We start from the raw sequence: 17543 nt of genomic DNA, 5'->3' as shown, positions 1-17543 counted from the left end.
TAAATGGGGCCATCGTAGCATTAAATATTGGTTTTACCGTCCCCATCACGCTCTGCGAGGCCGAGATGAAGAATCAGGATCTGAATACCCGCCGTTCCCTGGCCACGCCGCGTGGCGTCGGCGTTATGTGCGACTTCTACGCCGTGCGCGCCGAAAACGCGACGCTGTGGGACGCCGAGGGCAAGGAATACATCGATTTCGCCGGCGGCATCGCCGTGCTGAACACCGGCCACCTGCATCCGAAGGTCAAGGCCGCGGTCGCCGCGCAGCTCGACGCATTCACCCATACGGCCTACCAGATCGTTCCGTACGAGGGCTACGTCACGCTGGCCGAGCGCATCAACCGCGTCGCGCCCATAGCCGGCCTGAAGAAGTCGGCCTTTTTCACCACCGGCGTGGAAGCCGTGGAGAACGCGGTGAAGATCGCGCGCTCGGCCACCGGGCGCTCGGGCGTGATCGCCTTTTCCGGATCGTTCCACGGCCGCACCATGCTGGGGATGGCGCTGACCGGCAAGGTCGCCCCCTACAAGCTGTCGTTCGGCCCGATGCCGGGCGACATCTACCACGTCCCCTTCCCCAATGCGGCCCAGTCCGTCAGCGTGGCCGATTCGCTCAAGGCGCTGGACCTGCTGTTCAAGTGCGATATCGATCCGCGCCGGGTCGCGGCCATCATCATCGAACCGGTGCAGGGCGAAGGCGGCTTCAACATCACCCCGCCGGCGCTGATGACGGCGCTGCGCAAGGTCTGCGACGAGCACGGCATCCTGCTGATCGCCGACGAGGTGCAGACCGGATTCGGGCGCACCGGCAAGCTGTTCGCCATGGAGCACCACGCGGTCCAGGCCGACCTGATCACCATGGCCAAGAGCCTGGGCGGCGGCTTCCCGATCTCGGGCGTGGTCGGACGCGCCGAGATCATGGACGCGCCGGCCGCCGGCGGCCTGGGCGGCACCTATGCCGGCAACCCGCTGGCGGTGGCCGCCGCGCACGCGGTGCTGGACGTGATCGCCGAGGAAAAACTGTGCGAGCGCGCCGCCGTGCTGGGCGAGAAGCTGCGTGCGCATCTGGAAGGACTGCGCGCCACGGTCCCGGGCATCGCGGACGTGCGCGGCCTGGGCTCCATGGTCGCGCTGGAACTGAACGACGCCGCCAGCGGCAAGCCGGACGCGGAAGCGGTCAAGCGCGTGCAGGCGCGCGCCCTGGAGCGCGGCCTGATTTTGCTAAGCTGCGGTGTGTACGGCAACGTTCTGCGCTTCCTGTACCCCTTGACCATTCCCGACGCCCAGTTCGACCGGGCGCTGGCCATCCTGTCCGAGGTTTTGGCCGCCTGATGCGCGGGGCCTGACCATTCAAGGAGACTGCAACATGACCGCATTGACTCAACCGCTGGCGCGCCCGGATCTGCTGCGCGACGCCTGCTACCTGGACGGCAAATGGGTGGGCGCCGGCGACGGCCCTTCCATTCCCGTCGACAACCCTTCCACCGGCAAGACCATCGTGTCGGTGCCCAAGCTGGGCCGCAAGGAAACCGAGCAGGCCATCGCCAGCGCCCAGGCCGCCCTGCCCGCCTGGAGCGCCAAGACCGGCAAGGAGCGCGCCGCCATCCTGCTGAAGTGGGCGCAGCTGATGCTTGCGCACCAGCGCGACCTGGCCGCCATCATGACCTCGGAACAGGGCAAGCCCGTGACCGAGGCCGCCGGCGAGATCGCCTACGCCGCCTCGTTCCTGGAATGGTTCGCCGAAGAAGCCAAGCGCATCGACGGCGACATCCTGCAAAGCCCCAAGGCCGGCCAGCGCCTGATGGCGCTCAAGCAGCCCATCGGCGTCACCGCCGCCATCACGCCGTGGAACTTCCCGGCCGCGATGATCACGCGCAAGGTCGGCCCGGCGCTGGCCGCCGGCTGCACTATGGTGGTCAAGCCGGCCCAGCAGACGCCGCTGACCGCGCTGGCCCTGGCCGTGCTGGCCGAAGAGGCCGGCGTGCCCGCGGGCGTGTTCCACGTCATCACCGGCAGCTCGCGCGAAATCGGCGCGGCGCTGTGCGAAAGCGAGGTCGTGCGCAAGCTGAGCTTCACCGGCTCCACCGAAGTCGGCCGCACGCTGATGGAACAGTGCGCGCCCACCATCAAGAAGCTGTCGCTGGAACTGGGCGGCAACGCGCCCTTCATCGTGTTCGACGACGCCGACCTGGACCGCGCCGTCGACGGCATTCTGGCCTCGAAGTACCGCAACGCCGGCCAGACATGCGTGTGCGCCAACCGCATCTACGTGCAGGCCGGCGTCTATGAAGAGATCGCCAAGCGCCTGGTGGCCAAGGTCGAAGCCATGAAGGTCGGCGACGGCTTCGCCGAGGGCGTGACGCAGGGCCCGCTGATCGACGCCAGCGCGGTCGAGAAGGTGCAGGAACACATCGCCGACGCCACCGCGCACGGCGCCAAGGTGATCGCCGGCGGCAAGCCGCATGCGCTGGGCGGCACGTTCTTCGAGCCGACCGTGGTGCGCGACGTAACCCAGTCGATGCGCTTCGCTTCCGAAGAAACCTTCGGCCCGGTGGCCCCGCTGTTCCGCTTCGACACCGAAGAGGAAGTCATCGGCATGGCCAACGACACCATCTTCGGCCTGGCCGCTTATTTCTACACCCGCGACTACGCCCGCATCTGGCGCGTGTCCGAGGCGCTGGAATACGGCATCGTCGGCATCAACACCGGCATCATTTCCAATGAAGTCGGCCCGTTCGGCGGCGTCAAGCAATCGGGCCTGGGACGCGAAGGCTCGAAGTACGGCATCGAGGAGTACCTGGAGATCAAGTACCTCTGCGTGGACCTGGGCGCCTGAGCCCGTCGGCGGCCATAAAAACGGGAGGGCCGCGCGCCCTCCCGTTTTGCATCCGCCGCCCGCGCCGGCGTGGTAGATTTGCCCGTTCCCTGGATAAGCCACGAGCGCAATGAGCAGAACCTTTACCCGCGAGGAAACCCGCCGGCTGGCGGCCATACTGGCCGAGACGGCGCAGACCGAAGTCATGCCGCGTTTCCGCAACCTGCCCGACGGCGCGGTGCGCGGCAAGACCTCGCCGCGCGACCTCGTGACCGACGCCGACGAGGCCGCCGAGCGCCTGATCGCCGCGCGCCTGTCCAGGCTGTATCCGGGCGCGGTGCTGATCGGGGAAGAAGCCTCGGCGCGCAATCCGGCGCTTTTGAACATGCTGGTCGACGCCGACCTGGCTTTCCTGATCGACCCCATCGACGGCACGCGCAACTACGTCGCCGGCCTGCCGCTCTTCGGCATGATGATCGCGGCCTGCCATCGCGGCGACGTGATCGCCGGCGTGATCTACGATCCGCTGAACCGCGACGGCGCGCTCGCCGTGCGCGGCGAAGGCGCCTGGATCGAATACGAAAACGGCCGCCAGGCCGCGCTCGCCGTGGCCAGCCCCGCCCCGCCCGAGGACATGGACGGCCTGATCGCCACCGGCAACCTGCCCGAGCCGCTGCGCTCCACCGTCAACGGCAATCTCTCGCGCCTGGCCAGCACCGCGTCGCTGCGCTGCGCCGCGCACGAATACCGCACGCTGGCCGCCGGCCACTGCCACGTCGCGCTTTACAACCAGCTGACCGCCTGGGACCACGCGGCCGGCTGGCTGCTGCACCGCGAAGCCGGCGGCTATTCGGCGCACTTCGACGGCTCGCCCTACAAGCCCACGCACCGCACCGGCGGGCTGCTTTACGCGCCCGACGCCGGCAGTTGGCAGGCGGCCCGCCGGGCGCTTATGGGGGACGGGGCCGAATCCGCCGAGACTTGACAAGACCGCCCCGGCCCAGGGTCAAAAATCCGGGTAATCCCTAGGAGTTATCCCCAGTTCCTGTGGACAACCCTATGGAAAGGTCTGTAACCGCGGCAAAAAAACCTTGCGCGGCAAGCACTTGCTTAGACCGGTCAAAAACCGGCCTGCCGCCGGCCTGGTTACAAGGCCTCCAGCGCCACCGCGCAGGGCTGTTCCACTTTGAGCGCCAGCATGGCGTCGGCGCGGGTGCGGCCCAGGTTGATCGCCGCTATCGGCACGCCGTTGCGCGCGGCGGCGGCCACGAAGCGGTAGCCCGAATACACCATCAGCGACGAGCCGACCACCAGCACCGCGTCGGCCGCCGCGAGCGCGTCATTGGCGCGCTCCACGCGGGCCGCGGGCACGGTTTCGCCGAAGAACACCACGTCCGGCTTGACCACGCCGCCGCAGCGCGGACAGGCCGGCACGCGATAGCGGCCGAAGTCCTCGCCGTCCAGGTCGGCGTCGCCGTCGGGCGCGTCCTCGGCCTCCAGCGCCAGCCAGTCGGGATTGGCTTGCTGCAAGGCCTGCTGCCAGGCGTGGCGGTCGCCGCGCCAGTCGCAGGCCATGCAGCGCACCTGGTCCAGCCGGCCGTGCAGGTCCACCACTTCGCGGCTGCCGGCGGCCTGGTGCAGGCCGTCGACGTTCTGCGTCACCAGCAGCCCCACGTTGCCGCGCGCCTCCAGCCGGGCCAGCGCCCGGTGCGAGGCATTGGGCTGCACCTGGCCGAACCGGCGCCAACCGACCATGCTGCGCGCCCAGTAGCGCGCCCGCGCCGGCTCGCCGCCCATGAAGGTCTGCAGCGTCATGGGCGGGGTGCGCTTCCAGGCGCCGTCGGCGTCGCGGTAATCGGGAATGCCGGAATCGGTGCTCACGCCCGCCCCGGTCAGCACGAACAGCCGCGGGTGGCGGTCGACGAAGCCGCGCAGCGCGGCCAGGTCCGAGGTCCGCGTGTCCATCCGTTCAGCCGCCCAGGCCGCAGTCCGGCATGTCGCTGACCAGGCTGGCCTGGGTGACGTTGCTGCCCGGCGGCACGCTGCGCGTGAGCCAGACGTTGCCGCCGATGGTCGAACCCTTGCCTATCGTGACGCGGCCCAGGATCGTGGCGCCGGCGTAGATCACCACGTCGTCCTCGATCAGGGGGTGGCGCGGCAGGCCTTTCTTCAGTTCGCCGTTCTCGCCCGGCGGGAAGCGCTTGGCCCCCAGCGTGACCATCTGGTAGAGCCGCACGCGGTCGCCGATGATGGCGGTTTCGCCGATCACCACGCCGGTGCCGTGGTCGATGAAGAAGCTCTTGCCGATGGTGGCGCCCGGATGGATGTCGATGCCGGTGTCGGCGTGCGCGATCTCGGCCACCATGCGCGCCAGCATCGGCACGTTCAGGCGGTACAGCACGTTGGCCAGGCGGTGGTGGATCATGGCCGCCACGCCGGGATAGCACAGCAGCACTTCGTCGACGTTGTGGGCCGCCGGGTCGCCCTGGTAGGCGGCGGTCACGTCCAGGTCCAGCGCGGCGCGCACGCGCGGCAGCTCTGCGCCGAACTGGCGCACGATCTCGATGGCGCGCTGGCGCGTGTCCGCCGAGGCGGCCTGTTCCGGCCGGCCCACGTACTGCAGCTCCAGACAGACCTGGTGCAGCAGCGCGTCCAGCGCCGCGCCGATGGTGTGGCCGACGTAGAAGTCCTCGACCTCTTCGCGCAGGTCGATCGGGCCCAGGCGCATCGGGAACAGCGCGCCGCACAGATCCTTGACGATCTGGCGCAGGCTTTCCTGGGACGGGAATTCGCGCAGGTCGGCGTCCTCGCGCAGGCGTCCGCGCGGGCCGCGCCAGGCCACGCGCGCCTCGCGCAGGCCCGACACGATGCTGTCCAGGTTCCAGTGGGCCGGCGTGGTGGAGGACGGCCCGCTCATCGCCGTTGCTCCGGCCGGGCGCCGGCCGCGCCGGCATGCGGATAGAAATCGAACATGGTGGTACCTCGCTGACGGTGTATTGCCCCGGCGGCGGGCGCCGGGCGATGTTGCTTCGCAATAATTCCGTCAACTGTAACCGCTCGCGCCCATTTCCCGGAATCCGTCCGACATGGCGTAGGGGTTTATGCCGCGTAGCCCTGCGGATTGCCCTGTTGCCAGCGCCAGCCGTCGGCGCACATCGCGTCCACGTCGTGCGTGCTGCGCCAGCCCAGCAGCGAGGCCGCCAGCGCCGGATCGGCCCACATCCGCTCGATGTCGCCGGGCCGCCGCGGCTGCGTCTGCAGCGGGATGCGGCAGCCGTTGACGCGCTCGAAGGCGCGCACCAGCTCCAGCACACTGGTGCCCTGCCCCGTTCCCAGGTTGACCGCCACGAAACCGGGATGGCCGGCCGAATAGGCCAGCGCCTGCACGTGGCCCTGCGCCAGGTCCATGACGTGCAGATAGTCGCGCACGCCGGTGCCGTCGGCCGTGCCGTAGTCGTCGCCGAAGACCCGCAGATAGGGCTGGCGCCCCACCGCCACCTGCGTGATGTAGGGGAACAGGTTGTTGGGCGTGTCGCGCGGGCTTTCGCCGATCCGGCCGCTGCGGTGCGCGCCGATCGGGTTGAAGTAGCGCAGCGTGACGGCGCTGAAGCCGGGATCGGCCTTGCACACGTCGCGCAGCATCTCCTCGACCATCAGCTTGGTGCGGCCGTAGGGATTGGTGGGCGCCAGCGGATGGGCCTCGGTGAACGGCAGGTACTGCGGCTCGCCATAAACCGTGGCCGAGGAACTGAACACCAGGCGCGCCACGCCGGCGGCGCGCATGGCGCGCAGCAGCGCCACCGAGCCGCCGACGTTGTTGTCGTAGTACTTGAGCGGGTCGGCGACCGATTCGCCGACCGCCTTGCTGCCGGCCAGGTGCAGCACCGCGCCCACCGGCTCGCCGCGGGCGGCCGCCTCGCGCAGCACCGACTCCAGCAGGCCGGGGCTGCGGATGTCGCCCTCCACCAGCGGAATGCGCGCGCCGCACAGCTCCTCCACGCGGCGCACGGCCTCGCGGCTGCCGTTGCTGAAGTCATCGACCACCAGCGGCCGCTGGCCGGCCGCCAGCATCGCCACCAGCGTGTGCGTGCCGATGTAGCCGGCCCCGCCCGTCACCAACACATGCAGATCCGGCATGGACTGCGGCCTCCTTCAAAGATGCGCGGCCACGCCCGGCACCCAGGCATGGCGCGGACGCGGCGCCTGCGCGTGGCTGCGGTAGCGGTCGATCCAGTACGAGGTGGACGCGTCATGGCCCCAGTCCACCACGCCGGCCGACACCGGCACCGCCAGCTCGCGCTCGATGCCGGTGGCCAGGCGCTTGCCCAGTTCCACGCCCCACTGGTCGAAGGGGTTGATGCCCCACACCACGCTCTGCACGAACACCTTGTGCTCGTACAGCGCCAGCAGCGCGCCCAGCCCGCGCGGATCGAGCTGGCGCAGCACGATCAGCGTGGACGGCCGTCCGCCCGGATGGACCATGTGCTGCGCCAGGGTGAGCGCGTGCTCGCGGTCGTCGATGTGGGCCACGTCCAGCAGCGCCTGCTCCAGGCTCTTGCCGCGCAGCAGCGCCTGGCGCTGGGCCAGGCAGTTGGCCAGCAGCTTGCGGTGCGCGTCGGGGCTGTCGGCATGGCCTTGCAGGCTGGCGATGAAGTCCACCGGCGCGCCCGCTTCGCTTTGATGCAGCCACTGGAAGAAGGTGTGCTGGCCGTCGGTGCCCGGCATGCCCCAGATGATGGGCGCGGTCGGCACGCCGACCGCGGCGCCGTCGCCCGCGACCCGCTTGCCCAGCGATTCCATCTCCAGCTGCTGCAGATAGGTGACCAGGTGCAGCAGGCGCGCGCTGTAGGCGGCGATGTTCAGCGAGTTGTGGCCCAGCACGCTGCAGTTGACCAGGCCTGCCAGCGCCAGTTGCACCGGCGCGTTCGAGCCGAACGGCGCCTGCTGGAAATGCTGGTCCATGGCCTGGGCGCCGGCCTGCATGCCGATCAGCACCTCGGCGCCCACCGTCAGCGCGATGGACAGGCCGGCGACCGACCAGACCGAATAGCGCCCGCCCACCCAGTCGCACATCTTGAAGACCTGGGAGGCCGGCACGCCCAGCGCGCGCGCGGCCGACGGATTGGCGGTCACGGCGGCCAGCTGTTCCGACACGTCGGCCGCACCGCCCTGCTTGAGCCAGGCGATGGCGGCGCGCGCGTTGTGCAGCGTCTCGGCCGTGGTGAAGGACTTGGACGACACCACCACCAGGCAGCGGCGCGGGTCCAGCCCGGCCACGGCGTCATGGAAGGCGTGCCCGTCGATGTTGGACACGAAGCGGATCTGGCGCCGCTGCGAGGCGCCGCCGAAGGCCTGGATCGCCAGGCGCGGCCCCCAGTCGCTGCCGCCGATGCCGATGTGCAGCACCGTGGAGAAGTCGGCGGTCTGGTCCACCCTGCGCACGAAATCCATCATGCGCGCGTATTCGCAGACCGAGTCGGCATCCTGGCCGTCCGGCTGCTCGCGGGTGCGCCCGGCGCGCAGCGCGGTATGCCAGGCCGGCTTGCCTTCGGTCCAGTTGACCGGCTCGCCGGCGAACAGCGCGCGGCGCGCCTCGGCCAGTCCGCGCGCCTGCAGCAGGGACTGCGCCGCGGCGTCCAGCGCCGGCGACTGCCGCTGCATGGTCAGGTCCACGCACAGTCCCGCCGCCTCGATGACCTTCAGCGCCCCGGCGTCCAGTGCGGCGGATTGCGCGGCCTGCGCGAACCCCCGCCATTCGGGGCTGTCCGCCAGGCCGGAATCCGCCCTCGACGCTTCAATCGCATTGTTGGCCTTTCCCATCGCGTGATGCTCCTTAAAACGGTAAACGAACATGAGGGGCAATGCGTCGGAACGCGTTGCGGAAGTCCTCCTCGATACGGGCCAGTGCGGCCACGGTGTCTCCTTCGAAACGCAACACCACGGTAGGCGTGGTGTTGGACGGACGCGCCAGACCGAAGCCGTCGGCATAGTCCACGCGCACTCCGTCCAGATTGCTGATGGAGACCGCGCCGGGGAATTCCCCCTGCGCGCGCAGCGCCTCCACCAGGTCGAACTGCTCGCCTTCGGCGGTTTGCAGCTTGATTTCGGGCGTGGCGCATGCCTGCGGCAGGCCCTCCAGCAGCGCGGACGGGTCCGGCGCCGCCGACAGGATTTCCAGCAGGCGCGCGGCGGCATAGATGCCGTCGTCGAAGCCGTACCAGCGTTCCTTGAAAAAGATGTGCCCGCTCATCTCGCCGGCCAGCAGCGCGCCGGTCTCGCGCATGCGCGCCTTGATCAGCGAATGCCCGGTGCGGCACATGGTGGGCTTGCCGCCGGCCTCGGTGACGGCGCGCGCCACCAGCCGGCTGCACTTGACGTCGTACAGGATCTCGGCGCCCGGATTGCGCGACAGCACGTCGCGGGCGAACAGGATCAGCTGGCGGTCGGGCCAGATGATCTGCCCGGACTTCGTCACCACGCCCAGCCGGTCGCCGTCGCCGTCGAACGCCAGGCCGACCTCGCAGTCGGAATAGCGCAGGCAATAGATCAGGTCCTGCAGGTTCTGGGGATCGGCCGGATCGGGATGATGGCCGGGAAACGAACCGTCGACTTCGCAGAACAGTTCGGTGACTTCGCAGCCCAGCGCGCGAAACAGCGCCGGCGCCACCGCGCCGGCCACGCCGTTGCCGCAGTCGATGGCGATCTTCATGGGCCGCGCCATGCGGATGTCGCCCAGCAGGCGCGCCGCGTAGCAGGGCTGTATCTGCATCTGGGTGCGCCCGCCGGCCACGCCGGCCGACTCGATCGGCTGGCGCATCGCGTCGCGCAGCGCCGTGATGCCTTCGCCGTACAGCGAGGCGCCCTCCATCACGATCTTGAAGCCGTTGTGCGCGGGCGGGTTGTGGCTGCCGGTGACCGCGATGCCCGCCCCCGTGTCCATCAGGCGGGTCGCGAAGTACACCATCGGCGTGGTCGCCATGCCGATGTCGATGACGTGCATGCCCGCCGAGCGCAGCCCGGCCTGCAGCGCGGCCGCCAGCTCCACGCTGCTCAGGCGCCCGTCGCGCCCCACCACCATCGACCGCGCCCCCTGTTCGCGCGCCCGAGCCCCCGCCGCCATGCCCAGGCTGTGCGCGAACCGCGCGTCGATCTCGTCCGGCACCGTGCCGCGTATGTCGTAAGCCTTGAAAACCGCATCCAGAATTTGCGGGGTGTCCCAGCCAAATGTTCCGTGCATGCCATCTTCTCCGGGTGGCGTTTACTTACTTTGGACCGTTCTGTTTGAAATCGCCGTAATAGGCCGCGCGGGAATAGCGGTAGCTTCCGTACTTGGAACGGAAGCCGAAGCGTTCGGGCAGCAGCTTGAGACCGTTGAACAGCACGCCGTCGACCGGCGCGCCAGCCTGGATCAGGCGCTTGGCCGTCTCCCGGATCTCGCCCACCGTGTTCATGCCGGAGCGCACCACCACCATGACCGCCGCCGCATGCGTGCCGACCACGGCGGCGTCCGGAGACGACAGCACGGGAGCCGTGTCCAGAATCACCATGTCGTACTGCGACGCCAGTTCGCGCAGGGTCTCGCCGAACACGGGCGAGGCCAGCAGCTCGGAAGGATCGAAGGTCACCGCGCCGGTGGCGATGAAGTCCACGCCCTCGGACACGCTGTGCTTGCGCACGCGGCTCAGCGGAATCGTGCCCGACAGCACTTCGAACAGGCCGTCTTCCTTGGGCACGCCGAAATAGCGGTTCAGCTGGCCCTTGCGGAAGTCGGCGTCGATCAGCAGCACGCGCTTGCCCACGCCGCCCTGGATGAAGGCGAAATTGGCCGACAGGAACGACTTGCCCACCCCGGCCACCGGCCCCGTGAACATGACCATGTTGTTGGCCGACTGGCGCAGCGAGGCCTGCAGCACGTTGCGGAAGGAACGCAGGCTTTCGATCGGAGGCGCGTTGCCCTGGCTCTGCGCCAGCAGCGCGGGCACCGTGGCGTTCTTGCGCCGGCTGCGGCGCCACAGGCGGTCCTGCATGTCGCTGTAGGGAATGGCGGCCAGCACCGGCAGGCCGGTATGGCGCTCGACGTCTTCCGGCTCCGACAGGCCGCCGAACAGCGCGTTGCGCACGAAGGCGCACAGCATGCCGAAGATCAGGCCGAAGGCCGTGGCCACGCCGATGATGATGGCGGCCTTGGGGCGCACCGGCTTGTCGGGCTGCACCGCGGCGTCCAGGATGCGCACGTTGCCCACCTTGCCCGCGCGGATCAGGCGCAGCTGCTGGGCGTTGTTGAGCAGCGTGGTGTAGAGCTCGGTGTTCACGCGCACGTCGCGCACCATGCGCACCACGTCCTGTTCGAGGTCGGGCAGTTGCCGGATGTGGCCGCCGATGCGGTCCACGTCGCCGGTCAGCGCGGAGATCTGGCGGTCCAGGGCCACGATGCTGGGATGGCTGGGCGCGAAGCGCGTGATCATCTCCTGGCGCTTGGCGCGCAGTTCCATCACGCGGGTCTGCGCGTCGACCGACTGGCCCAGGATCAGCTTGGCCTCTTCGCTCAGGTCGATGGTGCCGCGCTTGTTGCGCAGCGAGTTGTACTTGGTCTCGGCCGCGTCCAGCTCGCTCTTGAGGATGGGCAGCTGCTTTTCCAGAAAGACCAGCGACTTCTCGGCCTGCGCCGACTTGCGGTTGAGGTTCTGCTGCACGTACTCCTGGCCGATCTGGTTGAGCACGGCGGTCGTCATCACCGGATCGTTGCCTTCCAGCGTGACGCCGATCACGCCCGAGGTGCGGCCGCGTTCGAAAATGCCCAGGCGCCCCTGCACGTCCTCGATGGCCGCCAGGCGCGAGCTGCGCGACACCACGAACTCGGTTCCCGGACGGCCGCTGAGCGCGTCGACGTGCACGTCCAGCGCGCCGCCGCCCGGCAGCAGGAAATGCTCGGGCTTGCCGACGGTGCCGTTGAACGTGGCGCCGGTCAGCTTGTCGTTGAGCGTGTAGCGTCCGTCGCCCAGCGTGGTGATGCGAAACGGCTTGCCCAGCCATTCGTTGGGCACGTCCAGCTGCGAGACGGCGATGGTCTCTCCGCCCCAGGCGTAGCCGCCGCGCGGCAGGCTGGACGGATAGGGCAGGCTTTCGTAGCGCTGCGCCAGCCATTCACCCACCACCGGGAAGTAGCGCGGCTTGGCGTGGATGTACAGCAGGAACTTGTCCACGGCCGGGCCGACCACCATGCGCGAGCGCAGCACTTCCATTTCGCCCGAGGTTTCGGCCTTGGTGTCGAACATGGTCGAGACGTCGCCCAGCAGGCTGCGGCTCTGGCCCTGCGGCAATTCTTCCTCCACTTGCACGATGATGTCGGCGGAGTAGACCTTGGGCGTGACCATCACATAGGCAACCGCTCCCAGAAAGGCGAGCAGCGTGATGGCGAGGATCATCCACCGGTTGGAGAAGATGGCGTCGACGTGGGACGTCAACGGGGTTTCCTGTTGGCGAGCCGGCACGGACGGCTCGAACGATTCGATAGGCAACGACATGCAGCTCTCCAAGAGAAGGCGCCGCTGCGGGTAGCGGCGCCCCCAAAGGCGTGGGTTAAAAACTAGTCAATGGCTTTCACGGTCTGTACCGTCTGCGCGCTCGGGAACAGGTTGCTGATGAAGCGGTTCCACCTCACCAGGCCGGCCGAATCCACGAACACAACGTCTTTGGGTTGCAACTCAAACTTCTCCCCTACTGCCAAGGCTTGCGGTGAACCGGCGTTCAGATGGAACACCAGCGGCTTCGCCTGCTCCGTGCTGCGCACGACAAAGATCTGCGACGGATTCGAGGTCGTCTGATTCGGCCCTCCCGCCAAACCCAGCGCCTCGGTCAACGACATGCGGCCGTCGCGCATTACTGCCGCGGTGGGCAGGGTGACCTCGCCCATCACGAATACCTTGCTGTCGTCGCGCGGCGTCACCCTCACGGTGTCGCCCGGCTTCAACAGCACCTGGTTCAAGTCCTGGCCGCGTTCGATCAGGGCCGGCACGTTCACGCGGGTGCGGCGTCCGTCGCGGATCACGTACACCGAGCTGCGATCGCCCGTCGGCAAAATCCCGCCGGCCCGGTTGATCGCTTCCAACAGGGTCATCGGAATGTCGTTGATCGCAATCGCGCCAGGCGTCTTCACCTCGCCGTCCACGTAAATACGCTTGCTGCGATAGCCCAGCACGCGTACTGTGATCTGCGGGTCCTGGATGTACTTGCTTGAACTATTCACTATGAGATTGCGCGCCTGGAGTTCCGTCAACCCCGCCACTTTCAGCAGTCCGGCATAGGGAAATTGGATATATCCAGTGGATGAGACCGTATAGCCCGGAATGCCCGAGGCGGTATCCCCGATGGCTAGTTCGGTCACCCCAGTCCCAATGGCGTAGGTTTGCGTCGGAAGGACGAGTTCGGGGTGATCCCACACCACGATGGAAAGAATGTCGCCCGGTCCGATGAGGTAGGGCCCGGACTTTCCGTACAGCTTTTCGACGCCATCGCTGGCGATCAGGGCTTCGCGCGCGCGCTGCTCTTCGAGCACCAGGCTGGGGGTGATCTGTCTTATCTCAGCTTTGGAGTTGGGGTCCAGCGGGTCGGCGAGCTGGTTGGCGTCAAACGTCATACCGGGGGACAAGGCGCAAGCGCCCAGCGAGGACACGAGCGCGATAGCGGCTATGGCTCGGCTCAACGTTCCGAAAAATGTAGTCATGGCAAATCCACTTGTGAATGACTTCGTTGCTTGGAAAGGAGCCCGATGCGTAACGGGTTGCGACATTCCACTCTCTTTTCCTGGCCCCGCACATTCGACGGATGTCCTAAGCCTTCTCCTACATCGTTTGGAGGTTTCGGGTGGCCCGGGCACTCAATAAGATTTTGTCGGTAGCCACAGGCTTTGCGGCGGTGCACGGCTTTTTTTCCCGCGCGCGGCAGGCCGGCTTCCAACGAACAGGAGTGCGCGATGGAACCGTCCCAAACGGACACGTCGACCAGATTCAGCGGGGCAAGCTATCTCTATCGCTTGCTGGATGCCGCGATCGTGATTGCCTGCGGCCTGACCGCCACCGGATTGAAATTCTCGGATGACGCGCTGGCGGACCCTCCGCAAATCCATCTGTTCCTGATCTACCTGTGCGGCCTGGGCGTGGTCGCGATCTTCCCGGCGTTCCGGCTGTACGTGTCCTGGCGCGGCCGTCGCCTGACCGACCTGGTCGGACGCAGCGTGGCGGCCTGGGCCCTGGTGTTCGCGCTGGGCATCTGCATCAGTTTTCTCATGCACCAGACCGCCGCGATATCCCGCATATGGGCGGCGACCTGGTTCATCATGACGGCGCTGGCGCTGATCGGCGTGCGCATCGCGGTCTACTCGGTGCTGGGCGCGGCGCGCGACCGCGGCATGGACCGCAAGCGCGTGCTGCTGGTGGGTTTCGGCGCGCTGGGCCACGACCTGTGGCGCCGCGTCGAGCAATACCGCAACACCGGCTACGAAGTGGCCGGCATCTACGCCGAGCCGCACGAGAACCTGCCGCCGCAGGTCCGCCGCCTGCATGAGCTGGGCGGCCTGCACGACTTCGTCAAAGAGAACAACGTGCGCGAGATCTGGATCGTGCTTCCGATGGAGGCCGGTCAGGAACTGCGCGAAGTGCTCTACCACCTGCGCAACGACCTGGTCGACATCCGCTGGATTCCCGACGTGATGTCCATCCAGCTGCTCGGCCACCAGATCGGCGAATTCCTGGGCCTGCCGGCCATCCAGCTCAACAGCCTGCCGGCCGCCGGCGTGCGCGGACTGGCCAAGGAAGTGTTCGACCGCAGTTTCGCGCTGTGCGCGCTGATCGGCCTGTCGCCCGTCATGCTGACCGTGGCCCTGCTGGTGAAAGCGACTTCGCGCGGGCCGGTGTTCTTCACGCAGCCGCGCCTGGGCGTGGACGGCAAGGTGTTCCACGTCTACAAGTTCCGCACCATGACCGTGCACCAGGAACAGGGCGTGGTCACGCAGGCCACGCGCAACGACAGGCGCGTCACGCGCATCGGCGGCTTTCTGCGGCGCACCAGCCTGGACGAGCTGCCGCAGTTCCTCAACGTGCTGATGGGCGACATGTCGGTGGTCGGTCCGCGGCCCCACGCGCTGGAGCACAACGAACTCTACAAGGACTTGGTGCAGCGCTACATGATGCGCCATCGCGTCAAGCCGGGCATCACGGGCTGGGCCCAGGTCAATGGCCTGCGCGGCCAGACCGACACCCTGCGCAAGATGAGCGACCGGGTCGAGCACGATATCTATTACATCCAGAACTGGACGTTCAGGATGGATCTGCTGATCATCGCCCGCACGGCGGTATCGGGATGGACGGGCCGCAATGTCTACTGAACCGTTGGGATGGCCCGAGCGGCGGGGAACGGCCGCGCGCGCAGACGGCGTGCTGGCCGGCGCCGACTTCCGCGAGGCGGTCGAGATGCTGCCGCTGGTGTCGATCGACCTGCTGCTGCGCGATGCGCGCGGCCGCTACCTGACCGGGCTGCGCGCCAATCCGCCCGCCCAGGGCGCCTGGTTCGTGCCGGGCGGACGCATCCGCAAGAACGAAACGCTGCGCCAGGCGCTGTGCCGCATCGCGCGCGAAGAACTCGGCTTGCCCGTACCCGACCAGGCCTGGCGGCCGCGCGGCGTGTACGAGCATTTCTATGGCACCAATTTCGCAGGCGAGGCCGGACGCTCCACGCATTACGTCGTCCTCGCCTATGAAGCGGAAATTCCGTTGGACATCTCCAGCCTGCCGCAGGCCCAGCACCGCAGCTACCGCTGGCAGCCCGCGGCGGCCATCGCCGCCGATCCCGGCGTCCATCCGTACACCCAGGCCTACTTCAAGGAGTGAGCGCCATGACGAATCCCCCTCCCCCGTACCGGGCAGTCATCCTCTGCGGCGGCTCCGGCTCGCGGCTGTGGCCGCTGTCGCGCGAGCTGCTGCCGAAGCAGTTCATCCGCCTGACCGATGACCGCAGCCTGTTGCAGAACACCCTGCTGCGCCTGGCGTCGGCGGGCGCCGAAGCCAGGCCCACGCTGGTCTGCAACGACGCGCACCGCTACATCGCGGCGGAACAGGCGCTGGAACTGGGCATCAAGGACGCCGAGGTGATCCTGGAGCCGTTCGCGCGCAACACCGCGCCGGCCATCGCCGCCGCCACGCTGCGCGCCATGCGCGACGGCGAGGACCCGGTCATGCTCATCATGCCCTCGGACCACGTGCTGGAGGACGGCGAAGTGCTGCGTGCCGCCTTCGCCGAGGCCTACCAGGCGGCCCTGCAGGGCGCGCTGGTGACCTTCGGCATCACGCCCACCGCGCCGCTGAGCGGCTACGGCTACATCCAGGCCGACGAGCCGGGCGAAATGGGGCCGGCGCGGCGCGTGCGCCGCTTCGTCGAGAAACCCTCGCCCGAAGTGGCGCAGCGCTTCATCGACGACGGCGGCTATTACTGGAACAGCGGCATGTTCGCCTTCCAGGCCTCGGTATTCCTGTCGGAAATGGCCCGGCTGGCGCCCAAGATGCTGGAACAGGTGCAGGCGGCGGTGGCCATCGGCCACGGCGAGAACGCCCTGTTCCACCTGGACGGTCCGTCCTTCGAGGCCTGCCCCAGCGATTCGATGGACTACGCCATCATGGAGCGCACCGACAGCGCCGTGGTGATTCCGCTGGCCGCCTCGTGGAGCGACGTGGGCGCCTGGGACGCGGTCTGGGGCATCGCGCAGAAGACGGTGGAAGGCAACTCCACCACCGGCGACGTGATGGTGGAGGATTCGCGCAACTGCCTGATCCACTCGACCAGCCGGCTGGTCGCCTCGGTGGGGCTGGACGATATCGTCGTCATCGAAACGGCCGACGCCGTGCTGGTGGCGCACAAGTCCCGCTCGCAGGACGTCAAGCGCCTGGTGGAAGTGTTCAAGACGCAACACCGCTCCGAGCTCAACCACCACCGCGAAGTGCAGCGCCCCTGGGGCTCTTACGACTCGGTCGGCCAGGGCCCGCGCTACCAGGTCAAGCGCATCACGGTCAAACCCGGGGCGCGCCTGTCCTCGCAGATGCATCACCACCGGGCCGAGCACTGGATCGTGGTGTCGGGCACGGCGCGCATCTACAACGGCGACAAGCAGTACCTGCTGACCGAAAACCAGTCGACCTACATCCCGCTGGGCGAGATCCACAGCCTGGAGAACCCCGGGAAGATTCCGCTGGAAATCATAGAGGTGCAGTCGGGCGCGTACCTCGGGGAGGACGACATCGTTCGATTCCAGGATATGTATGGCCGAGTTTGAGAGGGATGAGGAGAGGATTCCATTCTGGCGGCCTGGGGCGGCGCGGATCTGCCTGCCGGTGGCGGGGTTGTTCTTTCTCGTCTTGATCACGGTGGGCAACCTGCCAGGGCTGGCGGCGGAAATGTCCGACGCCTTCGGCGACAAGCGCTTGCACCTGGCCGCCTATTCCCTGCTGGCGGGACTGGTCTATGCCTCGGTCAACCGGCGCCCGGCGCTGGTGGCCATGCTGACCGTCACCATCCTCGGAATGGTGGATGAATCGATCCAATCCCTTTTTCCCTACCGAGAGGCTGAGCTCTTAGACCTTTTGGCCGATATCTCCGCGGCGGGTGCAACAGTAATCTCATTGCACATCGGTACCGCAGCCTTCGGCTCCTTTCGTGCAGTTACTAAGTCTTAAGGATACAAC

At 67.9% G+C, this 17543-nt stretch carries 14 protein-coding genes; 7 read left to right on the top strand and 7 right to left on the bottom strand.

Annotation, left to right across the window (positions count from 1 at the left end; all coding sequences use genetic code 11):
* Positions 1-65: 65 nt before the first annotated feature.
* The 3 genes from AC1IQ6_RS09245 (at position 66) to AC1IQ6_RS09235 (ending at position 3799) form a co-directional block, all read left to right on the top strand.
* Entirely contained in the window at positions 66-1331 is a 1266-nt protein-coding gene (locus AC1IQ6_RS09245; protein ID WP_209165158.1) for a 4-aminobutyrate--2-oxoglutarate transaminase, read from the top strand.
* 34 nt (positions 1332-1365) lie between these two features.
* Complete coding sequence (locus tag AC1IQ6_RS09240; protein WP_479731407.1) at positions 1366-2835, top strand: NAD-dependent succinate-semialdehyde dehydrogenase; 1470 nt, start codon at positions 1366-1368, stop codon at positions 2833-2835.
* 109 nt (positions 2836-2944) lie between these two features.
* Positions 2945-3799, top strand: coding sequence for an inositol monophosphatase family protein (locus AC1IQ6_RS09235; protein ID WP_485866195.1), 855 nt, complete (start codon positions 2945-2947; stop codon positions 3797-3799).
* A 161-nt stretch (positions 3800-3960) separates the two neighbouring features.
* On the opposite strand, the gene AC1IQ6_RS09230 is transcribed toward AC1IQ6_RS09235, so the two are convergent.
* The 7 genes from AC1IQ6_RS09230 to AC1IQ6_RS09200 all read right to left on the bottom strand — a co-directional run bounded on the left by AC1IQ6_RS09230 (position 3961) and on the right by AC1IQ6_RS09200 (position 13537).
* Positions 3961-4779 (bottom strand): NAD-dependent protein deacetylase, encoded by an 819-nt coding sequence (locus tag AC1IQ6_RS09230; RefSeq protein WP_485866194.1) that lies wholly within the window; start codon positions 4777-4779, stop codon positions 3961-3963.
* Between the two features lie 4 nt (positions 4780-4783).
* On the bottom strand, positions 4784-5731 hold the full coding sequence (gene epsC, locus AC1IQ6_RS09225; RefSeq protein ID WP_102772462.1) for a serine O-acetyltransferase EpsC: 948 nt from the start codon (positions 5729-5731) through the stop codon (positions 4784-4786).
* 182 nt (positions 5732-5913) lie between these two features.
* Positions 5914-6951 (bottom strand): UDP-glucose 4-epimerase GalE, encoded by a 1038-nt coding sequence (gene galE, locus AC1IQ6_RS09220; protein WP_111824628.1) that lies wholly within the window; start codon positions 6949-6951, stop codon positions 5914-5916.
* Between the two features lie 15 nt (positions 6952-6966).
* Positions 6967-8634: a glucose-6-phosphate isomerase gene (gene pgi / locus AC1IQ6_RS09215; RefSeq protein ID WP_102772464.1), complete on the bottom strand. Its 1668-nt coding sequence runs from the start codon at positions 8632-8634 to the stop codon at positions 6967-6969.
* Between the two features lie 13 nt (positions 8635-8647).
* Positions 8648-10051 carry a phosphomannomutase/phosphoglucomutase gene (locus AC1IQ6_RS09210; protein ID WP_485866193.1) on the bottom strand — a complete coding sequence of 468 codons (1404 nt, stop codon included), beginning with the start codon at positions 10049-10051 and terminating at the stop codon, positions 8648-8650.
* 25 nt (positions 10052-10076) lie between these two features.
* On the bottom strand, positions 10077-12338 hold the full coding sequence (locus tag AC1IQ6_RS09205) for a GNVR domain-containing protein (protein ID WP_102772466.1): 2262 nt from the start codon (positions 12336-12338) through the stop codon (positions 10077-10079).
* Positions 12339-12400: 62 nt separating this feature from the next.
* Positions 12401-13537: a polysaccharide biosynthesis/export family protein gene (locus AC1IQ6_RS09200; protein WP_102772467.1), complete on the bottom strand. Its 1137-nt coding sequence runs from the start codon at positions 13535-13537 to the stop codon at positions 12401-12403.
* 249 nt (positions 13538-13786) lie between these two features.
* Here AC1IQ6_RS09200 and AC1IQ6_RS09195 point away from each other — a divergent pair, with 249 nt between their 5' ends.
* Genes AC1IQ6_RS09195 through AC1IQ6_RS09180 form a run of 4 tightly spaced genes read left to right on the top strand, consistent with a single transcriptional unit; the run spans position 13787 to position 17534 of the window.
* Positions 13787-15196, top strand: a complete 1410-nt coding sequence (locus AC1IQ6_RS09195) for an undecaprenyl-phosphate glucose phosphotransferase (protein ID WP_102772468.1) — start codon at positions 13787-13789, stop codon at positions 15194-15196.
* Entirely contained in the window at positions 15186-15698 is a 513-nt protein-coding gene (locus AC1IQ6_RS09190; protein WP_168202093.1) for a GDP-mannose mannosyl hydrolase, read from the top strand. Before AC1IQ6_RS09195 ends, AC1IQ6_RS09190 begins: the two co-directional genes overlap by 11 nt.
* Positions 15699-15703: 5 nt before the next feature.
* Positions 15704-17134: a mannose-1-phosphate guanylyltransferase/mannose-6-phosphate isomerase gene (locus AC1IQ6_RS09185; RefSeq protein ID WP_111824625.1), complete on the top strand. Its 1431-nt coding sequence runs from the start codon at positions 15704-15706 to the stop codon at positions 17132-17134.
* Positions 17121-17534, top strand: a complete 414-nt coding sequence (locus AC1IQ6_RS09180) for a VanZ family protein (RefSeq protein ID WP_102772470.1) — start codon at positions 17121-17123, stop codon at positions 17532-17534. Before AC1IQ6_RS09185 ends, AC1IQ6_RS09180 begins: the two co-directional genes overlap by 14 nt.
* The last annotated feature ends 9 nt before the right edge of the window (positions 17535-17543 follow it).

It is taken from the genome of Achromobacter sp. MUI-25009338 (assembly GCF_057359325.1).
This window is presented reverse-complemented; position numbering and strand designations above follow the sequence as displayed.

What these genes read in the sequence shown, in the direction of transcription:
- AC1IQ6_RS09245 (WP_209165158.1), top strand. Translation starts at nt 66, where the DNA reads ATGAAGAATCAGGATCTGAATACCCGCCGTTCCCTGGCCACGCCGCGT.
- AC1IQ6_RS09240 (WP_479731407.1), top strand. Translation starts at nt 1,366, where the DNA reads ATGACCGCATTGACTCAACCGCTGGCGCGCCCGGATCTGCTGCGCGAC.
- AC1IQ6_RS09235 (WP_485866195.1), top strand. Translation starts at nt 2,945, where the DNA reads ATGAGCAGAACCTTTACCCGCGAGGAAACCCGCCGGCTGGCGGCCATA.
- AC1IQ6_RS09230 (WP_485866194.1), bottom strand. Translation starts at nt 4,779, where the DNA reads ATGGACACGCGGACCTCGGACCTGGCCGCGCTGCGCGGCTTCGTCGAC.
- epsC (WP_102772462.1), bottom strand. Translation starts at nt 5,731, where the DNA reads ATGAGCGGGCCGTCCTCCACCACGCCGGCCCACTGGAACCTGGACAGC.
- galE (WP_111824628.1), bottom strand. Translation starts at nt 6,951, where the DNA reads ATGCCGGATCTGCATGTGTTGGTGACGGGCGGGGCCGGCTACATCGGC.
- pgi (WP_102772464.1), bottom strand. Translation starts at nt 8,634, where the DNA reads ATGGGAAAGGCCAACAATGCGATTGAAGCGTCGAGGGCGGATTCCGGC.
- AC1IQ6_RS09210 (WP_485866193.1), bottom strand. Translation starts at nt 10,051, where the DNA reads ATGCACGGAACATTTGGCTGGGACACCCCGCAAATTCTGGATGCGGTT.
- AC1IQ6_RS09205 (WP_102772466.1), bottom strand. Translation starts at nt 12,338, where the DNA reads ATGTCGTTGCCTATCGAATCGTTCGAGCCGTCCGTGCCGGCTCGCCAA.
- AC1IQ6_RS09200 (WP_102772467.1), bottom strand. Translation starts at nt 13,537, where the DNA reads ATGACTACATTTTTCGGAACGTTGAGCCGAGCCATAGCCGCTATCGCG.
- AC1IQ6_RS09195 (WP_102772468.1), top strand. Translation starts at nt 13,787, where the DNA reads ATGGAACCGTCCCAAACGGACACGTCGACCAGATTCAGCGGGGCAAGC.
- AC1IQ6_RS09190 (WP_168202093.1), top strand. Translation starts at nt 15,186, where the DNA reads ATGTCTACTGAACCGTTGGGATGGCCCGAGCGGCGGGGAACGGCCGCG.
- AC1IQ6_RS09185 (WP_111824625.1), top strand. Translation starts at nt 15,704, where the DNA reads ATGACGAATCCCCCTCCCCCGTACCGGGCAGTCATCCTCTGCGGCGGC.
- AC1IQ6_RS09180 (WP_102772470.1), top strand. Translation starts at nt 17,121, where the DNA reads ATGGCCGAGTTTGAGAGGGATGAGGAGAGGATTCCATTCTGGCGGCCT.